The 17,495-nt window shown below is 63.2% G+C and carries 17 protein-coding genes and 5 pseudogenes; 11 read left to right on the plus strand and 11 right to left on the minus strand.

Annotated elements, in window-relative coordinates; genetic code table 11:
* Positions 1-5: 5 nt before the first annotated feature.
* Entirely contained in the window at positions 6-290 is a 285-nt protein-coding gene (locus L3V85_RS37565; protein ID WP_366492085.1) for a hypothetical protein, read from the minus strand.
* Complete coding sequence (locus tag L3V85_RS34095; RefSeq protein WP_237676974.1) at positions 287-619, minus strand: transposase; 333 nt, start codon at positions 617-619, stop codon at positions 287-289. Before L3V85_RS34095 ends, L3V85_RS37565 begins: the two co-directional genes overlap by 4 nt.
* Positions 620-745: 126 nt before the next feature.
* Here L3V85_RS34095 and chrA point away from each other — a divergent pair, with 126 nt between their 5' ends.
* Positions 746-1,966, plus strand: coding sequence for a chromate efflux transporter (chrA, locus tag L3V85_RS34100; RefSeq protein ID WP_237676975.1), 1,221 nt, complete (start codon positions 746-748; stop codon positions 1,964-1,966).
* Between the two features lie 113 nt (positions 1,967-2,079).
* On the opposite strand, the pseudogene L3V85_RS34105 reads toward chrA, so the two are convergent.
* Both L3V85_RS34105 and L3V85_RS34110 read right to left on the minus strand, forming a co-directional pair.
* Positions 2,080-2,638: pseudogene (locus L3V85_RS34105) on the minus strand (IS66 family transposase); the annotation flags it as partial.
* Between the two features lie 384 nt (positions 2,639-3,022).
* Positions 3,023-3,391, minus strand: a pseudogene (locus L3V85_RS34110) (transposase domain-containing protein); the annotation flags it as partial.
* Between the two features lie 97 nt (positions 3,392-3,488).
* Between L3V85_RS34110 and L3V85_RS37570 the strand changes: the two are divergent.
* The 3 genes from L3V85_RS37570 (at position 3,489) to L3V85_RS34125 (ending at position 5,025) form a co-directional block, all read left to right on the plus strand.
* Positions 3,489-3,770 (plus strand): hypothetical protein, encoded by a 282-nt coding sequence (locus tag L3V85_RS37570; protein WP_298854122.1) that lies wholly within the window; start codon positions 3,489-3,491, stop codon positions 3,768-3,770.
* Positions 3,771-3,779: 9 nt separating this feature from the next.
* On the plus strand, positions 3,780-4,229 hold the full coding sequence (locus tag L3V85_RS34120; RefSeq protein ID WP_237676976.1) for a hypothetical protein: 450 nt from the start codon (positions 3,780-3,782) through the stop codon (positions 4,227-4,229).
* 181 nt (positions 4,230-4,410) lie between these two features.
* Positions 4,411-5,025, plus strand: a complete 615-nt coding sequence (locus tag L3V85_RS34125) for a phosphatase PAP2 family protein (protein WP_237676977.1) — start codon at positions 4,411-4,413, stop codon at positions 5,023-5,025.
* Here the strand turns inward: L3V85_RS34125 and L3V85_RS34130 are convergent.
* From L3V85_RS34130 to L3V85_RS34145, 4 genes are all read right to left on the minus strand, one after another.
* Positions 4,985-5,692 carry a VIT1/CCC1 transporter family protein gene (locus tag L3V85_RS34130; RefSeq protein ID WP_237676978.1) on the minus strand — a complete coding sequence of 236 codons (708 nt, stop codon included), beginning with the start codon at positions 5,690-5,692 and terminating at the stop codon, positions 4,985-4,987. The genes L3V85_RS34125 and L3V85_RS34130 overlap by 41 nt on opposite strands.
* A gap of 13 nt (positions 5,693-5,705) precedes the next feature.
* Positions 5,706-6,263 (minus strand): cytochrome b, encoded by a 558-nt coding sequence (locus L3V85_RS34135; protein WP_237676979.1) that lies wholly within the window; start codon positions 6,261-6,263, stop codon positions 5,706-5,708.
* A gap of 11 nt (positions 6,264-6,274) precedes the next feature.
* Positions 6,275-7,063: a hypothetical protein gene (locus L3V85_RS34140; protein WP_237676980.1), complete on the minus strand. Its 789-nt coding sequence runs from the start codon at positions 7,061-7,063 to the stop codon at positions 6,275-6,277.
* Between the two features lie 79 nt (positions 7,064-7,142).
* Complete coding sequence (locus tag L3V85_RS34145; protein ID WP_237676981.1) at positions 7,143-7,598, minus strand: hypothetical protein; 456 nt, start codon at positions 7,596-7,598, stop codon at positions 7,143-7,145.
* Positions 7,599-8,332: 734 nt separating this feature from the next.
* Between L3V85_RS34145 and L3V85_RS34150 the strand changes: the two genes are divergently transcribed.
* Complete coding sequence (locus tag L3V85_RS34150) at positions 8,333-9,310, plus strand: IS5 family transposase (RefSeq protein ID WP_237676982.1); 978 nt, start codon at positions 8,333-8,335, stop codon at positions 9,308-9,310.
* A 121-nt stretch (positions 9,311-9,431) separates the two neighbouring features.
* Here the strand turns inward: L3V85_RS34150 and L3V85_RS34155 are convergent.
* Positions 9,432-10,840: pseudogene (locus L3V85_RS34155) on the minus strand (IS701 family transposase).
* Between the two features lie 582 nt (positions 10,841-11,422).
* Here L3V85_RS34155 and L3V85_RS34160 point away from each other — a divergent pair.
* A pseudogene (locus L3V85_RS34160) lies at positions 11,423-11,752 on the plus strand (helix-turn-helix domain-containing protein); the annotation flags it as partial.
* Between the two features lie 191 nt (positions 11,753-11,943).
* On the opposite strand, the gene L3V85_RS34165 reads toward L3V85_RS34160, so the two are convergent.
* Complete coding sequence (locus L3V85_RS34165) at positions 11,944-12,339, minus strand: hypothetical protein (protein WP_237676983.1); 396 nt, start codon at positions 12,337-12,339, stop codon at positions 11,944-11,946.
* Between the two features lie 133 nt (positions 12,340-12,472).
* On the opposite strand from L3V85_RS34165, the gene L3V85_RS34170 reads away from it, so the two are divergent.
* Positions 12,473-12,703 (plus strand): hypothetical protein, encoded by a 231-nt coding sequence (locus tag L3V85_RS34170; RefSeq protein WP_237676984.1) that lies wholly within the window; start codon positions 12,473-12,475, stop codon positions 12,701-12,703.
* A gap of 51 nt (positions 12,704-12,754) precedes the next feature.
* Here the strand turns inward: L3V85_RS34170 and L3V85_RS34175 are convergent, their stop codons facing one another.
* Positions 12,755-12,952, minus strand: coding sequence for a hypothetical protein (locus tag L3V85_RS34175; RefSeq protein ID WP_237676985.1), 198 nt, complete (start codon positions 12,950-12,952; stop codon positions 12,755-12,757).
* 150 nt (positions 12,953-13,102) lie between these two features.
* On the opposite strand from L3V85_RS34175, the gene L3V85_RS34180 reads away from it, so the two are divergent.
* The 4 genes and pseudogenes from L3V85_RS34180 (at position 13,103) to L3V85_RS34195 (ending at position 17,461) form a co-directional block, all read left to right on the plus strand.
* Positions 13,103-14,512 (plus strand): IS701 family transposase, encoded by a 1,410-nt coding sequence (locus tag L3V85_RS34180; RefSeq protein WP_237675476.1) that lies wholly within the window; start codon positions 13,103-13,105, stop codon positions 14,510-14,512.
* 2 nt (positions 14,513-14,514) lie between these two features.
* Positions 14,515-14,814, plus strand: a pseudogene (locus tag L3V85_RS34185) (3-keto-5-aminohexanoate cleavage protein); the annotation flags it as partial.
* A 537-nt stretch (positions 14,815-15,351) separates the two neighbouring features.
* Positions 15,352-16,344: an alpha/beta hydrolase gene (locus tag L3V85_RS34190; RefSeq protein WP_237676986.1), complete on the plus strand. Its 993-nt coding sequence runs from the start codon at positions 15,352-15,354 to the stop codon at positions 16,342-16,344.
* Positions 16,345-16,351: 7 nt separating this feature from the next.
* Positions 16,352-17,461 carry an NAD(P)-dependent alcohol dehydrogenase gene (locus L3V85_RS34195; protein ID WP_237676987.1) on the plus strand — a complete coding sequence of 370 codons (1,110 nt, stop codon included), beginning with the start codon at positions 16,352-16,354 and terminating at the stop codon, positions 17,459-17,461.
* The last annotated feature ends 34 nt before the right edge of the window (positions 17,462-17,495 follow it).

The raw sequence follows: 17,495 nt of genomic DNA on the forward strand, positions 1-17,495 counted from the left end.
AAGACTCACCAAGGAAAGGCTCGGACTGCGCTTGACACCCTCCAGGCGCAGTTGCAGCAGGAAGGTAGCGCTGTGCTCCGTGCGCTTGACTCCCTCGAAAAGGTCAATTTTTGTTGCGGATTCTCTGTCAGAAGGGCGTCAACGTTCCACGGCAGGACCAGTTCGTTGGAGGTGGTGAAAAAGAGCTGCTCGACGGGTTGATCCGCGGGATGCAGCTCCCCACGGGCCGTTTTTTCCAACCAGAAGTTGATACGCCCGAGAAAACTTTCGGGCGTCCAGGTTCGCGTCACGGACCGCGGCGGCTCGAAATAGAGGCAAAGGCTTGGCGGGCATCCAGGCGTGGCGTTTTTTTGACCAGATCCAGCTCCATCGTGAGCTGGCCGACCTTGCGCTCAAGCGCAGCGATCTTGGCTTCGTACTCCGCGATGACCGATGCTTCGGCCTCTTCGGTGCTGAGCTCGCCCCGGTCGTACTGCGTCAGCCACAGCTGAATCAGATTGGTCGACAGCGTGTACCTCTTGGTCGCATCACGGCGCCCGATGGCGCCGCTACGGATGTTCTGGCACAGCTGGATCTTGAACTCCGGCGCGTAGCGCCGGTACGGACCTCTCGATGACATGACCTTCTCTTGGTTGAAGGCTCGGCCAGCGTATCAGTTCTGATTTGCCCGGTAGTCCAGCCGTAGAGGTTCACTCCAAGCCGACTGACATGGGTAGAAGTCATCGGGGCGACATACGATTGCGACATGCCCCCTGAAAAGCACATTCAACTCGCAGCCGTAGAGCAACGCGGCAACGCCTTCGAGGTGCTCTTAGCATTCCTGAAACTCGGACTCACCTCCTTCGGCGGGCCAGTTGCGCACCTGGGCTACTTTCGTGCCGAGATCGTCGAGCGCCGTCGCTGGCTCGACGAGCGCAGCTACTCGGACCTGGTGGCGCTGTGCCAGTTTCTTCCCGGCCCAGCCAGCAGTCAGGTTGGGCTGGCCATCGGGCTGACGCGTGCCGGCTGGCTGGGAGCGTTGGCTGCCTGGTGCGGCTTCACGCTGCCATCTGCCTTTGCGCTCATCCTGTTCGCCTACGGCATCGAGCATTGGGGCACGCTTGCGGGAAGCGGTGCGGTGCACGGCCTGAAGGTTGCTGCCGTGGCCGTGGTGGCGCAAGCCGTGTGGGGCATGGCCAAGAACCTGTGCCCAGATCGCATGCGCGCCGCCATGGCCCTCGTCGCGGCGCTTCTTGTACTCGTCCTGCCGACGGCGCTCTCGCAAGTCATTGCCATCACGGTTGCCGGTGTGGTCGGCTGGCGGCTGCTGGAGCTGCCTCCGCAGCAGGCGGTAGTGCATCGCAGCTATGGAGTCTCGAGACGAGCGGGCGCCATTGCCCTGGTCCTGTTCTTCGGTCTTCTTGCAGGCCTGCCGATCATCGCGGCTGTGACTCAGTCGCTGCTATGGACGGTCATCGAAGGCTTCTATCGTGCCGGCGCCCTCGTGTTCGGGGGAGGTCATGTGGTGCTGCCGCTGCTGCAGGCGACGGTGGTTCCGGCCGGTGTGGTCACGAACGAGCAATTCCTCGCGGGATATGGCGCTGCGCAGGCCGTGCCCGGGCCCTTGTTTACCTTCGCGGCCTACCTGGGCGCGGTTATGCATGGACCATTTGCTGGCTGGACGGGCGGCATCGCGCTGCTGGTCGTCATCTTCGTGCCAGCCTTCCTGCTCGTCGTGGGGGCAGTGCCTTTCTGGGATGCATTGCGCCAACGTAAGGGCGTGCAGTCTGCCATGGCGGGCGTGAACGCGGCCGTCGTCGGCATTCTGTTGGCTGCCTTGTACGATCCCGTCTGGACGAGTGCGATCCACACGCGCACCGACTTCGCCACGGCCCTCGCGGCGTTTGCGCTGCTGGTCTACGCCCGCGTGTCACCCGTGATCGTAGTGTTTCTCGCGGCTGCGGTTGGATGGGCTTTCCTGGGCTGAGTTTGAATGTGCTGCCGCCAATGAAACAACTTTGAAAAAAGAGGAAGGACTCGCTCAGGAATCTTGACTAGCTGGCCCCGCCTCCGATCAGAGTTGGTGCGCAAATGATTGGTCGCGAAGAGCCAGTTTGACCTGCCCAGGGCGATGGGCCGGATCTGGTTCTCCACCCGGTTTTTGTCCGCCGGGAGGTCGCCATCGTCGATGTAGCGCGTGAGCGCCCGCCAACGCTTGAGGCTGTAGTCGATGGCTCTGGCCGTGGCTGACCCCTCGGGCACCTTCTGCCGCTGCGCAATAAGCCATTGGTGCAGCGCATCGGCCACCTTGCGGGCGCGCTCTTGGCGGATCCGCTTGCGCTCCTCGCCCGCAAGAGCGGCTACGTCGCGCTCGATGTCGTAGAGCTCGCCGAAGAACTTCAAGGCTTGCTTACCCACCAGGCTGCCATGGTTGACCCCATAGCTCGTGGAACCTGCACCTCGCGTGCACCAGGCAGCCGACCTCGGTGATGCCGAACTCGAAGCAGTCCTTGTAACCTGAGAAGTCATCGCACACCAGTGTCCTGCGCCAGCTGTGCTCGCCGCCAAGGCCGAGGAACGCGCGGGCATGCCCCCCTCCGCGGCCCTCGGAGAATTCGAACACCACCGCGCGCAGCGTAAGCGACCAGTAATACCATCTTGACCAAGCAATGCTTACCTGGCCCGCGAGCTAGATTTCGGCTGTCAGCCATAAAAGGTCATTGAACGCCTTGGCTCAATTCTCGCGTCGCTACCGCTGAATCGAGGCCCCCTTCCCCCGAATTGCCGCTAGTCACCAAACCAAAAAATCACCCATAGGCCGACGGAGCCATATGCAAAAAGCATGGTCAATGTTTCGCGTTGAAGAGCAAGGCATGCGCCCTGCAAACGAATGCGAATCATCATTTCAACCCTCTCTCATCACAGACGCTCCCCTCGGCTGAGATTGCGCGAGGTCCGTCCGTTCGTCAAGCCGAAGTTAGTTCACACAGGGACAGCGCATCGCGTGTCCAAGTAGAGGCACTCGGGGGCTAAGATGGGATTGTTAGATCGGCTGCAGTGGGCCCCGAGTTACTTCCGATCTGTGCTGCCAGTTGTGCGGCAGCAGTTCATCGATGCGGCTGTTCAGATGTGTGGGCAGTCTGGTCAGCACGTCATTAAGGTACGCGTGCGGGTCGTGACCGTTGATCTTTGCCGACTGCACGAGGCTCATGACGATGGCGGCGCGCTGGCCGGCCAGCTCACTGCCTGCAAATAGCCATGCTTTTCTTCCGAGCGCCCATGGACGGATCAGATTCTCGCAATGGTTGTTATCCACGTTTACTTCGCCATCGCGCAGATTGCGCGTCAGCGCCTCCCAAGCGTTCAAGCTGTAATTCGGGGTCTTGGCCGTGGCACTGCCGACGTGCCCGCGGGCACGTTCCAACTGCAGCCATGTGTGTAGCTCTTCCCAAAGCGGCTGCGTGACGGCGATCGGCACGCACGGTCGGGGCGGAGTCGGCCGCTGGGTCATGGGCAGCAGCGCGGAGCACATCCTGCGCATGTCGCCGGTGCCGATGCTGCTGGTCCGTGCGCCCGAGAGCGCCAAGGCCGAGTCCGAGCACTTCACGCTGCCGAGCGGGATGCTGGCCAGCCAGTGGTTCCTCGTCGGTGGAGCGCGGCGCGATGTCCGTGCCGTGAATGCACGGTTGGCATTGACGACGCTCGAGCCAGTACTTCCGCGCGCGGGACTTGCTCCATTTCGACGCAAACCTGACGTGCACAGTCAGCCAGAAACAGCAAGTGGCAGATAAAATTTTTACGTGAACAACGCCCGCCTTCGTCGTCTCGCCGCAACGCATTGCCTGTGGTGGTGCTTCGCCGGCGTGGTGCTTTCGATGTTGCAGCCTTTCCTGTTCACGCACTTCCGCCAGGACGGCTGGGAAGACGAGCCCGGCTTTCGCGTGCGCAATGTGGAGGCCATGGCATTGTTCTCTCCCGACGACCGGGCGGACCACAAGAAAGAGCTCGAGACGACGCTGTACGCCCCGGCGGGCGCGCATGTCGACACGCCGGATGCATTCCAGCAAGGCATCGAAGCGCTGATGGCGCTCGTGCTCCTGGTGCTGCCCCTGGTGGTGGTGTTGATGCGGCTCCTCCTGCCTGCAGCGCGCGCCATGTGCGAGTGCGTGCCGCACACCGGAGGGGCTCCCCCTGCGACTGCGCTGTGGCGAACTCAACCTCCCTCCGCTGCTCCTCCCCTGACGGCCTGACAAGCGACGTCGCCTGACGTCATCTCCGGTTGCGCGCTCGCGCGGCCGGCCCTCTTGTTTCTGGCCGAAAGGTTCACATGACTTCGATTCCATGGTGCTCGACGAGCACCCCCTATGCGCTCGCCCGTTCAATCCGCGAGTCGCCTGAACGCGCAGGCAGGGCAACGATGCGGGGTGCATCATGAACGCGCTCAATATCGCGCTGCTGCATTGGATCGCAGCGGGCGAAGATCCAGGTTCGTGGGCGCTTCTTGCAGGTCGCACGATGGCACTCTGGGGCGGCCCCGCCAGCGCGGCGATCCTGCTGTGGACGGGATGGAAGAAGCCGTCCGAGCGCGCCTATCTCCTCGTCGTGATCGCGGGCGCGGCCGCGGCGTCGCTGCTGTCGCACACGCTGGCCTCGGCCTTGAACTTTCAGAGGCCTTTCGTCCAGGGGCTGGTGCCGGGCTACATCACCCACGACGCGAGCGGCTCGCTGCCGAGCACCCATGCAACCGTGATGTTCTTCGTCGCGGCGGCCTTCCTGATGCGCGATGAACTGCGTCGCGCCGGATGGGCACTCGTTGTCCTGGCGAGCCTCACCGGGTGGTCGCGTGTCTACGTCGGCGTGCACTTTCCGCTGGACATTGCCGCGGGGCTCGTGTTCGGCTTGTGCCTGGCCGGCGCGCTTTCGGCTGTCCGTTGGATGCGTCCGAACCGCCGCGGCGCACACGCCGAGCGGCCTGCCCGCCGCATCGACCGCGAAGCGGCGGGTCTCACGCCTGCACGCCGAACAGGGTTCCCACGCCGGCCGTGATTCCCATGGCCAGTGTGCCCCAGAAGGCCACGCGCCACACGCTGCGCGCGACAGGCGCGCTGCCGATCCTGGCGGCGGCAGCGCCCAACAGCGCGAGGAAGGCGGTCGCGGTGCATATGGTCCACGGCAGGAGTGCGTCGGAAGGCGCACACGCGACCACGGCGAGCGGCAGCGCAGCACCCACGGCAAAACTCGCTGCCGACGCCAGCGCGGCCTGCAAGGGCCTTGCGCTGAGTGTTTCCGAGATCCCGAGTTCGTCACGCGCGTGCGCCCCGAGCGCGTCGTGGGCCATGAGCTGCGCGGCGACCTGCTGCGCGAGCTTGTACTCGAGACCGCGGCGCACGTAGATCGCCGTGAGCTCCCGGTGCTCCGCGTCCGGCTCCGTGGCGAGTTCGATGCGCTCGCGCTCGAGGTCGGCCTTCTCGGTGTCGGCCTGCGAATGCACCGACACGAACTCGCCGGCGGCCATCGACATCGCGCCCGCGACCAGACCCGCGATGGCAGTCGTCACGATGGCCTCGTGGCTGGCGTGGGCGGCGGTGACGCCCACGACAAGGCTGGCGGTGGAGATGATGCCGTCGTTGGCGCCCAGGACGGCGGCGCGCAGCCAGCCGATGTGTTCGGTGCGATGGCGCTCGGCATGCGCGCGGTAGTGGAGTGATTTCATGGGAAGTTGGCAGTCAGCGTGAAGAGCGCCCGGGCAACATGCGAAGGAGCGTGTTGTCGTGCGTGAGGTAGTGATGGACCAGCGCCGCGGCGGCATGCAGCCCGATGAGGAAATAGCCGGCCGTAGCCAGGGTCTCGTGCACATCCTTGAGCTGCTTCGACAGGGCTTCGTCTGCCCCCAACAGCGAAGGCACGGACAGGCCGAACAGCACGATGGGCTTGCCCTCGGCGCTGAGTGTGAGCCAGCCCAGCAAGGGCGTGGCGATCATGAAGGCGTACAGCGCCAAGTGCATGAGCTGAGACAGCCTGTGCTGCCACGCGGGCGGTGCCGGCACGATCTCCGGCGCAGCGCCCGCGCTCCAGCGCACGGCAAGCCGCACGGCCACCAGCGCCAGCACGCTCAGACCGAGCAGGAAATGCAGCGGCTTCAACGCGCTGCGCAGATCGCTGCCCCTGGGCGCGAGCCCGCGCAGTTCCATACAGGCATAGACGGCGGCAAGCAGCAGCAACATCAGCCAATGAAAGGCAATGACGGCTGTGCCGTAGTGGGAGGTCGAATTTTTCCAGGACATGTCGCGTGCCCTCAAAAATGCGTACCGACGATGAACTTGAGCAGCCAGCGGTCGGCTTCGCCGGTCAGGCCCTTTCCGATGCCGACGTTCACATCGAAGCGATCGAACTCGTGGTCCAGCGCCACGAACAGCGTCTTGCTGTTCTTGCGCAGCGGATCGGGATGCGACAGCGGACCGAGTTCGTTGTAGGTCTCCACACCGATCTGGGTCTTGTCGTTCAGGGCATAGGCGATCTTGGCGTCCACGTCGAGCGTGACGGGCCCGCCGTGCGGCGACAGGCTCCAGTCGATGTTGGGATTCACCGCCAGCGTCCAGGGGCCGGTGCGGTATCCAAGAATGCCCTTGAGCTCGGCGTTCCATGCGGTGGGAGACACGCGCAGGCTGGTCTTGCCGATTTCCAGGTTCGCGCCCCAGAACATCCCCTGTGTCTTGTCGTGCGGTGCGATGTACTTGATGCGGACCTTGGCGCCATCCACCTTGGGGTCGGCATTGGGAGCGCGGCTGGAGAGCACGTAGAGCCCGAGCTCCAGCGTGTCGCTCACGCCGTAGTAGAACTCGGGCGTGAGGCGGTAGACATGCCGCGGCGGCTGCTCGCCCGCGTAGCCCGGGCTGGACGCGCCGGAGACCACATAGTTGTTGTGGACATCGACACCGAACTGCCCCGGGGCACTCATGTCGTCGAGATAGACCTGGATTTCTTCAGGAGCGGCCATGGCCCGCGGCGCAACGGACATTGCGCCGGCAAGAAGCAGGATGCCGATGGCGCCATGGACGCGCGCGCGGCTGGAAGATGAATTCACGATAGAACCTTTCGACACTGAACAAGATCGCTGCGCGAGCGCGCGCAGCAGGGTCGACGTCGCATGGCGAAGTCGCTGCTCAGGTCAATGCAGGGGGCGCAGTCTTGGGCGGAAGGTGGCGCCATGCGGCGGTGGGCGGAGGTGCCCGGCAACGTGCATGCGGACGCTCGAGCGGGCCGCGCGAGGAAGGCGTCCGAGGCACCGGCAGGAGCACGATCAAAGGCAGCAAGGCCAGGACCAGGGCCATCAGGCCGGCCAGCGCGTCGTGGAATGCATCGGGCTGGTCGATGCTGGCGCCCGAGGGCACGAACACCGTGGTCTCGGGGCTGGCCACGTGGCCGGGCCGCTCGTCGGGCTCGAACTGCACGGTGGCGCTGACCGCGCGTATGCGAAAGCCGGGTTCGTCCTCCCAGCCGTCATCGCGAAAATGGATGGCGATGAAGGGCTGCAGGGCAACCAGCAACATGGCGAGCAGCAGCCACCACGCCACGGATTCCGGGCGTCGGAGCAGATGCCGATACGGCTGCAGTTTCATGCGGTCTCGAACCCTGGTCGGAAGGCGGCCGCGCGCGAAAAGGACAGTTCGACCGCGCAAGCCCGAAAGCGCCAAGGGTAAGCAGGTCGAGCGCAAGAGCAAAGAGGCGCATCGCAATGTGCCCGGGATGCCAAAGAGAATCAGTCTTCTTATTACCTTCCGCAGCGGCACGCGCTCGCTTTGAGATCGCAAAAGGTAAGCCGTTTGTTGATTTCCATGGAAATCAACAAGCTTGCTGCAGGTGTTCATCGAAGCGCTGCAGCACGGCGTCGTTGGGGGGTCGTTGGACCAGCGGCAGCGGCAACGCCTTAATCGGCGAGGACGGTCAGCAAGTGGCCCAGCGCCGCCCGAACTTGATGAGGGCACGTCTGCACGCGCCGTGCACAGTCACACTGAGACAAGTGGTCTTGGGTGAAATCCCTGGTGAGACCTCGCAGATCGCTAAGGTCGACCGATCGTCGGCAACACCAGTGCGAGAAGTGCGCAACGCAGCCGAGGTCGGCCCGCGTGGTACTCGGCGCGTACTGCCGAGCGGTCAGATGATCGGCGTACGCGAGGACGAACGGTGCGAAGAGGCCGTTGCGCAGCCATGCCGTTGACGTCGGCTCATTGGGCTGTTGCCGGTCTCATAGACACCGACCTAAGCTTTTTGAGCTTTCTCGAACTCTATGGAAGGTCTGATCAAGAGCACGTTTCTTGCATGAATGATTGAACCCTGCAAAGGAGCAAGAGCGATGAGCCAGATCAGTTTTGCGGATGCGGAGCAAGCGGGCAAGAGGAAAAAGACCAGGCGCGAAGTCTTCCTTGGCGAGATGGAACTGGTGGTGCCGTGGAAGGTGCTGCTCAAGGTCATCGAACCCCACTATCCAGTGGCAGGGCGAGGTCGTCGGCCTTACTCGCTGCAAGCCATGCTGCGCGTGCACCTGATGCAGAATTGGTTCGCCCTGAGCGACCCGGCGATGGAAGAAGCCTTGTATGAGATCGCCTCGCTGCGCACGTTCGCCGGACTCGGTCTGGAGGCGATCCCCGACGAGACGACCATCCTGAACTTTCGCCACCTGCTGGAGGCCAACGATCTGGCCGAAGACATCTTCAATCAGGTCAACGCCCACCTGGCTAGGAAGGGACTGCTGCTCAAGCGCGGCTCCATCGTGGACGCAACCATCATCGCTGCCCCGAGCTCCACCAAGAACAGCACGGGCGAGCGAGATCCGGAGATGCACCAGACGAAGAAAGGCAACCAGTGGCACTTCGGTATGAAGGCGCACATCGGCGTGGACGCAGACTCGGGGCTGGTGCACACGGTGACGACCACAGCGGCCAACGAGGCGGACGTGGAACAGGTGAGCGATCTGCTGCACGGCAAAGAGGACGCGGTGTGGGCGGACTCGGGTTATCGCGGAGCACAGAGCCGGGTAAAGCGCAACGTGCAATGGCACATTGCTGGTCGGCCCAGCGACATAGCGAAGGTGACGCAGAGCCGAGCCAAGGCTAGGGCGCGCAAGCAGGAATACCAGAAGGCCAGCATCCGAGCAAAGGTCGAGCATCCGTTCCGGGTGATCAAGCGGCAGTTCGGCCTGGCGAAGGTGAGGTTCAAGGGGCTGGCCAAGAACACGGCACACGTGATCACGCTGTTTGCGCTGTCGAACCTGTGGATGGCCAGAAGAAAGCTGATTGCAATGGCGGGACAAGTGCGCCCGCAGGTAGCGTGAAGGGGCCGCAGAGGCTCTCAACCGCGTGGAATGCTCGGTACGACGAGCCTGCCAGCGCCGCGGGACCATACGCACACTGGTCATCGAGCCAATTTATGACTTGATCAGACGTTCCCTAGTCTTACTGTGTCACAAGAGTAGCTTTACGTCTGCCCTTCCGCAGCAGGGGCACTGGCCAAGACGAGCGATCAACAGATAGCTCAGTCGATGGCGCAGCGTCGTGATCGACGTCGCCACGTGGCGCTGTGCGCGCAGGACTGCCGCGGGGGATGTAATCCTTGGGAAGGGCAGGCACCTGGCGTTGGATGAAGTTTTTTTTGCCGCCGACAGACTTGTCGGCGACGAGGCGTTCAGCCATCAGGAACCCGTAGGCCGCGATGCTCAAGGCGGCATGGTGATGGAACCCCCGCCACCCTCGGCCCTCGTAGTGGCCGAGACCGAAGTCCTGCTTCAGATCCTGGTAGTCGCGCTCGATGCGCCAGCGCTGATGGGCAACGCCGACCAACTCGTCGATCGGCGTGTCTTCTGGCAGGGTGGACAGGAAGTACTTGCTTGGCTCAGCGTCGCCTGCCGGCCACTCGATGAGCAGCCACTGCTCGGGGCGCAGACGTGCCTTGCCCGTATTGCCTCCAGCGTGGCGCACTCGCACGGCCGCGAAGCGGCCGTTCAGTGTGTCGTTGGTGCCCTCTCGCCAGCTGATGTTCTGGAACGCTCGGCTTGGCAGGGACTGCGCCAATGCCTTGACGCTCACGGGTTGCAGCGCCGCCGTGCGCCGGGCATCACTGGCGGGCGGCCCATGCCGCTGTAAGGTTTGGGTGGCAGCGGCTGAACGCCAGGCGGCCAGACCACCACGGCAGATGTGACACCTACCGCGTAGAGCAAGCCCATGTCGCTGAGCGCTTGGCGAAAGGCGTTGTCCACCCCGTAGCCCGCATCGGCCAGCACGCAATAGCGCGGTGCGCCTTCATCCAGCAGCGTGCGCAACTGCTGCAGCGCGATATGCGTCTTCGTGGCGAAGCGCACTTCGTCGGGAACACCAGCCTTGGCGCGGCGTTCCGGATCTGAAGCCCAGTCCTCGGGCAGGTACAGCTGCCAAGCCACGGGCAGGCTGCATTGGCTGCTTGCAAGGGAGATGCTCACTGCCACCTGGCAGTTATCCTGCTTGCCCAGCATCCCGCAGTACTGACGGGTGACACCAACAGAATGGCGCCCCTTCTTCGGGAATCCGGTGTCGTCGATGATCCACCAGCCGCCTTGGCTGAAGTCCATCTTGGGCATCACCCACTGGCACACGCGTCGCAGCATCTGGGTGTCGGACCACTCGGCCTTGGCCACGAAGTGGTGAAGTGACTGGTGCCGGGCGCTCGCGTGCATCGGATCGACCCGCGCGGCCATGGGCTCCACGCTCTTGCGTGACAGCGGAAGCATCAAGCCCGTGCAGTAACCGCGAAGGCCGGCGTGCCGGTCAGCGTGACCAAGGCCTTCGCTCAGGTGCTCAAGATACCGATCAAAACGCTCTGCTGCATTCATCGATCCTCCAGCTCGAAGTCCGGAAAATCGAATTATGTCATTTATGACACAGTAAGACTAGAGATGGTCCTGCAGAGCGTAGCCGGGCCGCAGGGCTGGAATGGCACGCTCGTGCCAGCACGGGTCGCGAGCCTCATTCAGCGCTTCTCGGAGCGAGACGCCGAGCTTCCTGAACCCCTTGCGCGAAAGTTGTTGAGGGCGCTCGATAGCCTCGTCGATATGGGCGACCGACGCGCGGCTGCGATTCAGACGAGCGAGGTCTTCCGACGAGTCAAGCTTACTTAGCTCGGAACGAGGCATGGATGCGATGTACTCCAAGGGGCTCCTCAAATATAGTCACGATAACTGTGCGATCGTGCTTTTTGGGGCATCCGCAAGTTACAGCTCGATTCCATTTCATGAGTTCGTCCCCGCGGCCCTCTTTAGGGCGAGAAACTCCATCTGCAAGGACTCTCTTATCTCTTCTGTTGGCGCCGACCGGAAACTGAGCCAGTTTTGTAGGTAGTGCCGAAGTAAAAGTGAGCCAGGTGTTCAACCTACCCTGCTGTTTATTTAAGCAGCGGGGTTCGAGGAGTGATCACCATGGACTTGATTGGCAGGATCCGACGGCTGCACGTGAGGGACAAGCTGTCAGAGCGCGAGATAGCGCGCATGACGGGGCTGTCTCGCAACACGGTGTCGAAGTGGCTGCGTGCACCGGTTGCCGAGGCGCCGAAGTACCGGCGCGAAGCACGGCCGAACAAGCTGAGTGCATTCGAGACGGCGCTGAAGCAGGCATTGACGGCCGATGCGCGACGGCCCAAGCATGAGCGGCGCACGGCACGCGCGCTGCACGCCGAGATCAAGGCGGCGGGCTACAGCGGCGGCTACTCGGCCGTCACTGACTTCGTTCGAGCCTGGCGCCAGGGCGAGGTGACCTGCCCGCTTTCTCCGAGACATTGATTTCTAGGAAGATGGCTCCCGCCCGAAGAGGAGCCCATGAAGAAGAGTCGATTTTCAGAAGAACAGATGGTCACGATCCTGCGCGAAGCAGATCGCACGACGGTGCCCGGTGCACACGTTACCGCCCAACTGATATCTGCGAGCGGCATCGACGGGATGGATCACGGCCATGGGAAGACCTCGAACTCCAGGACGGCCGGCAGTACCAGGTTGTCGCCGGCAAGCTCCAGAGCCTCGCATTTGTAAGTCTGCGCGAGTCGAAGCAACCGGCGCAGTGCATGCCACCCCAGCGCCTGGGTCGCCGCGATGTTGTGGGCCGTGACCTCGGCGCGCCAGCTGTAGTCGTCGAGCTCGAGGATCAGGAGACCGCCAGTGGACGGGAAAACGCCACAGGTCTCGCCCGAAAGATCTTCCGCGTGAATCTGCTGCGCGATCTCCCAGGGCAGATGGAGTGTGCTGACACGCAGCGTGCGGGCAATGTAGCGATGGAGGCTGAGGGGCGGCAACGCGGAATATCCGTCGGTTGCCTGAACATGAAGGGTTGGATCGTTGTTCATTTGAGGTTGAAGTGGTGTGAAAGAGAAGCAAGAGGGAAAGGAGAGAAGCCGCGCCTGCGCCCGTGCAGTACGGCCCTGTGGCGGCGGCAAGACACTTGTCAAGACGCGTCGAGCGAGACGGCACAATCACCTCATGACGACGAAGCAGGAGCTGCCCGACGAGGCGTTGAGCACGATGGCCATCGAGTGGCGCAGGAAGGCACTCGAGGGAGACCTTCACGCACGCGGTATCGCCCACGAACTCGAAACGGAGTTGCGCCGACGTGCCGGGGCCCCATTCACGAACTACGACACCCTGGACCTGCGCCCCCTCGAATCGAGAACAGCGCGGCGCAGGTGGTGGTCGTTCTGGCGGGCACCCTGACGGCAAGGCATGACACGGCGTGCGCGCCAGACCGTGACCGCGTTCGATGCATCACTGCATCGGAACACCCTCATCTAGCGAAGGCGGCGCCTGGTCGAGCTCGACGCCACGCCAGAACGCACGCTCCTGTTTGATAAGCCGCGAGATATCGGCCTCCTCGCGTTCGATGCGATAGATCTGCAGGTCCTGACCGCCCAGCAAGGTGCGTCCGCAGGCAGCCTGAAGGGCGCGGCAGGAGCGCTCAAACACATCGAATGCCAGTGCAACGAGCCTGCGAGCGCAGCGGGGCAACACACACTCTCGTCATCAAGCCAATTTACGACTTGATCAGACGTTCCCTAGTCTTACTGTGTCATAAATGACATAATTCGATTTTCCGGACTTCGAGCTGGAGGATCGATGAATGCAGCAGAGCGTTTTGATCGGTATCTTGAGCACCTGAGCGAAGGCCTTGGTCACGCTGACCGGCACGCCGGCCTTCGCGGTTACTGCACGGGCTTGATGCTTCCGCTGTCACGCAAGAGCGTGGAGCCCATGGCCGCGCGGGTCGATCCGATGCACGCGAGCGCCCGGCACCAGTCACTTCACCACTTCGTGGCCAAGGCCGAGTGGTCCGACACCCAGATGCTGCGACGCGTGTGCCAGTGGGTGATGCCCAAGATGGACTTCAGCCAAGGCGGCTGGTGGATCATCGACGACACCGGATTCCCGAAGAAGGGGCGCCATTCTGTTGGTGTCACCCGTCAGTACTGCGGGATGCTGGGCAAGCAGGATAACTGCCAGGTGGCAGTGAGCATCTCCCTTGCAAGCAGCCAATGCAGCCTGCCCGTGGCTTGGCAGCTGTACCTGCCCGAGGACTGGGCTTCAGATCCGGAACGCCGCGCCAAGGCTGGTGTTCCCGACGAAGTGCGCTTCGCCACGAAGACGCATATCGCGCTGCAGCAGTTGCGCACGCTGCTGGATGAAGGCGCACCGCGCTATTGCGTGCTGGCCGATGCGGGCTACGGGGTGGACAACGCCTTTCGCCAAGCGCTCAGCGACATGGGCTTGCTCTACGCGGTAGGTGTCACATCTGCCGTGGTGGTCTGGCCGCCTGGCGTTCAGCCGCTGCCACCCAAACCTTACAGCGGCATGGGCCGCCCGCCAGTGATGCCCCGGCGCACGGCGGCGCTGCAACCCGTGAGCGTCAAGGCATTGGCGCAGTCCCTGCCAAGCCGAGCGTTCCAGAACATCAGCTGGCGAGAGGGCACCAACGACACACTGAACGGCCGCTTCGCGGCCGTGCGAGTGCGCCACGCTGGAGGCAATACGGGCAAGGCACGTCTGCGCCCCGAGCAGTGGCTGCTCATCGAGTGGCCGGCAGGCGACGCTGAGCCAAGCAAGTACTTCCTGTCCACCCTGCCAGAAGACACGCCGATCGACGAGTTGGTCGGCGTTGCCCATCAGCGCTGGCGCATCGAGCGCGACTACCAGGATCTGAAGCAGGACTTCGGTCTCGGCCACTACGAGGGCCGAGGGTGGCGGGGGTTCCATCACCATGCCGCCTTGAGCATCGCGGCCTACGGGTTCCTGATGGCTGAACGCCTCGTCGCCGACAAGTCTGTCGGCGGCAAAAAAAACTTCATCCAACGCCAGGTGCCTGCCCTTCCCAAGGATTACATCCCCCGCGGCAGTCCTGCGCGCACAGCGCCACGTGGCGACGTCGATCACGACGCTGCGCCATCGACTGAGCTATCTGTTGATCGCTCGTCTTGGCCAGTGCCCCTGCTGCGGAAGGGCAGACGTAAAGCTACTCTTGTGACACAGTAAGACTAGTGCACATGAAACGTATCGCCGACAAGCTGTTCGGCGACGACTATCAATGGAGCGTGCTCGGTGCGGGCCGCCACCAGCTGCCGCTGGTGACCCAGGCTGCATTGATGGGCGGTCATGTGCGCGTTGGGCTGGAGGATTCGCTGTCGCTCGGCGCCGGCCGCCTCGCGACATCGAACGCCGAACAGGTATCGAAGATTCGGGGCATTCTCGAATCGCTAGGGCTGGAGGTCGCAACACCGGACGAGGCACGACGGATGCTCGCTCTCAAAGGGCGGCAGCACGTGCTTCTGCCCTGAGACGCATCCGCAGCGAATTGTCCCGCGCTTGAGTCGCCAAGCCAAGTCCAGGAAGCACCGCTGTATCCGGTCCAATGCCGAAGGACGTCGACTCTCAGACACCGTGGGTAGTCCCGTAGCCGGCCGCTGCAGCGTCTCGTGCCGGCCAAGGAAAAGCAGCGAGTTAGCTGCGTCAATTTGCAGCAATCGCCACAGAACATTCGCCTGCACGATTCGGTCGGCACTACGGTCTGGCAGTGTTCGGGCTCAGGGGCGCCGGAACGCTGATCCCAACAACACGACCTGCCCGTGGTCGGCTGCCGCCGCCAGATAACCATCGAGCATACGCTGGACCCAACGAGCGCGTCACGGGCACTGCACTCGGCTCCAACTCCGGAATCGGCCGGCCATCGTTTGGGAACGGCGTGATTCCCATTATGCCAAGAACGGCATGAATCACTTCTCACATGTCATTTGTCCCCCCCCCGACGCTCCGCGAGAATTCCGTCGAACATAGACGGCGCGCTGGCACGGGAGCCGCCACCGAAGGAGACAAGAATGCGTGGAAGTGTCGATCCCGACTGCGCGGCCATGGTCAAGGCCGCCCGCTCGGCCGGGGCGAAAGAGATTCATGAGATGGACGTGCTACAGGCGAGAGAGAACATGCGCGCCCGCAGAAGCGCGACGCAATTGCCGCCTCGAGCCATCGTGCGCAGCGACGATCAGGTCGCGACAAGCGAGGGTCGGTCCGTGAGGGTTCGGATCTACCGACCGCCGCACGCATCGACCGACCCACTCCCCGTTCTGATCTATTTTCATGGCGGCGGATGGACAGTCGGCGATCTCGATGTCTATGACTCCATGCTCCGCGATCTCAGCGCGGCCGCCGCGTGTGCCGTGGTGTCGACTGACTACCGCCTGGCGCCCGAGCATCCGTTCCCTGCGGCGATCGAGGATGCGTGCATCTGCGCGCAGTGGGTCAAGCAGCAGGCGGGTACCCTCGGCTTCGATGCATCGAGGATCGCTGTCGGTGGAGATAGCGCCGGGGGAAATATCGCGGCAGTCTTGGCGGGCCTGCATGGAATCGAGCATGACACCCGGTTCATATTTCAACTGCTCGTCTATCCAAACACCGATCTGCGCGCTTCGGGCCCTTCATACGAAGAGCCTCAGGAAGACCAGATCATCGATGCTGAAGCGATCAGGTGGTTCATTCAAAAATACTTGGGGGACCAGGATGCGCGCGAGAACTGGAAGGCCTCGCCTCTTCTTCAGTCCGACATGTCGAAATTGCCAGCAGCCTTGATCATCGCGGCAGGCTTCGATCCGCTGAGAAGCGAAGGCCGCGCCTACGCCGACGCATTGTCAGCTGCCGGAGTCAAGCTGAACTACGTGTGCTTCGAGCGCCAGATACACGGCTTCTTCCTCATGACACGGATCACCTCCGAAGCGGGCCTGGCGCAGGCGTTGGCGGCCGAGAGCCTCAGGGCGGCCTTCGACACCCATGCAACCCCCTGCGTGTTCCCCGACCAGCGCCACGTGACTTCTTGACCACCACATGATCAGCCACATCCAAGCAGCCGTGCTTCACGAGCCCGGCGACACGCTCTCCATCGAGCAACTCGAGCTGGCGCCGCTGCGAAACGACGAAGTGCTGGTGAAGCTCGCCGGCACCGGCATCTGCCACACCGACCTCACAACGATGAGACGGCCCTTCCCCACAGCGCAGTCGATCGTTCTGGGCCACGAAGGCGCCGGCATCGTCGCGGCCGTCGGCAGCCACGTGAGTCGGCTGGCGCCGGGCGATGCGGTCGTGATGAGCTACAACGCCTGCGGCCGATGCCGCAACTGCGTCCGTCAGGCCTCCATGTACTGCAGGAACTTCTTCGGCAGCAACTTCCTGGGCCAACGGGAAGACGGAACCACCGCGCTGTCCCAAAGCGGCGTCCCGGTCCGCAACAACTTCTTCGGGCAGTCCTCGTTTGCCAGTCATTCGGTTTGCCGGGAGTTCAATGCCGTAAAGGTGGAAACCAAGACGCCACTGGCCATGCTGGGCCCGTTGGGGTGCGGCATCCAGACCGGCGCGGGCGCCATCATCAACGTGCTCAAGCCGGCGTTCGGACAATCGCTGGCGATCTTCGGCGCCGGATCCGTGGGGCTGGCGGCGCTTCTGGCGGCGAAGGCGATCGGCGTCGGCACGCTCATTGCCGTGGACATCGATGCGACGCGCCTGAAGCTGGCGCTGGAGCTCGGCGCAACCCATGTGATCGATCCGCGCAAGGATGACCCGGTCGCCGCTATCCACGCCATCACCGACGATGGCGTGGATTTCAGCTTCGAGACGACGGGAAATCCCGTGGTGATGCGAGCTGCGGTAGAGAGCCTTCGGGCACTCGGACAATGCGGCCTGGTCGGCGGCACGCCGCCAGGCACGGAATTCACGCTCGACGTGCGTGACACGATGACCCAGGGCAAGACGATCAGAGGCATCGTCGAAGGTGACGCCAATTCACATGCCTTCATCCCCGAACTCATCAAAATGCACGAGCAAGGCAGGTTTGCCTACGACAAGCTCATCCGCTTTTATCCATTCGAGCAGATCAACCAAGCGATCGCGGATTCCGCTTCCGGCGTTGCCGTCAAGGCGATCGTCCGATTCGATCGCTGAGACCCAGAGCGGAAATCCGGGGCACGACCAGAAA

The organism is Variovorax paradoxus (assembly GCF_022009635.1).
Lineage (GTDB): Bacteria > Pseudomonadota > Gammaproteobacteria > Burkholderiales > Burkholderiaceae_C > Variovorax.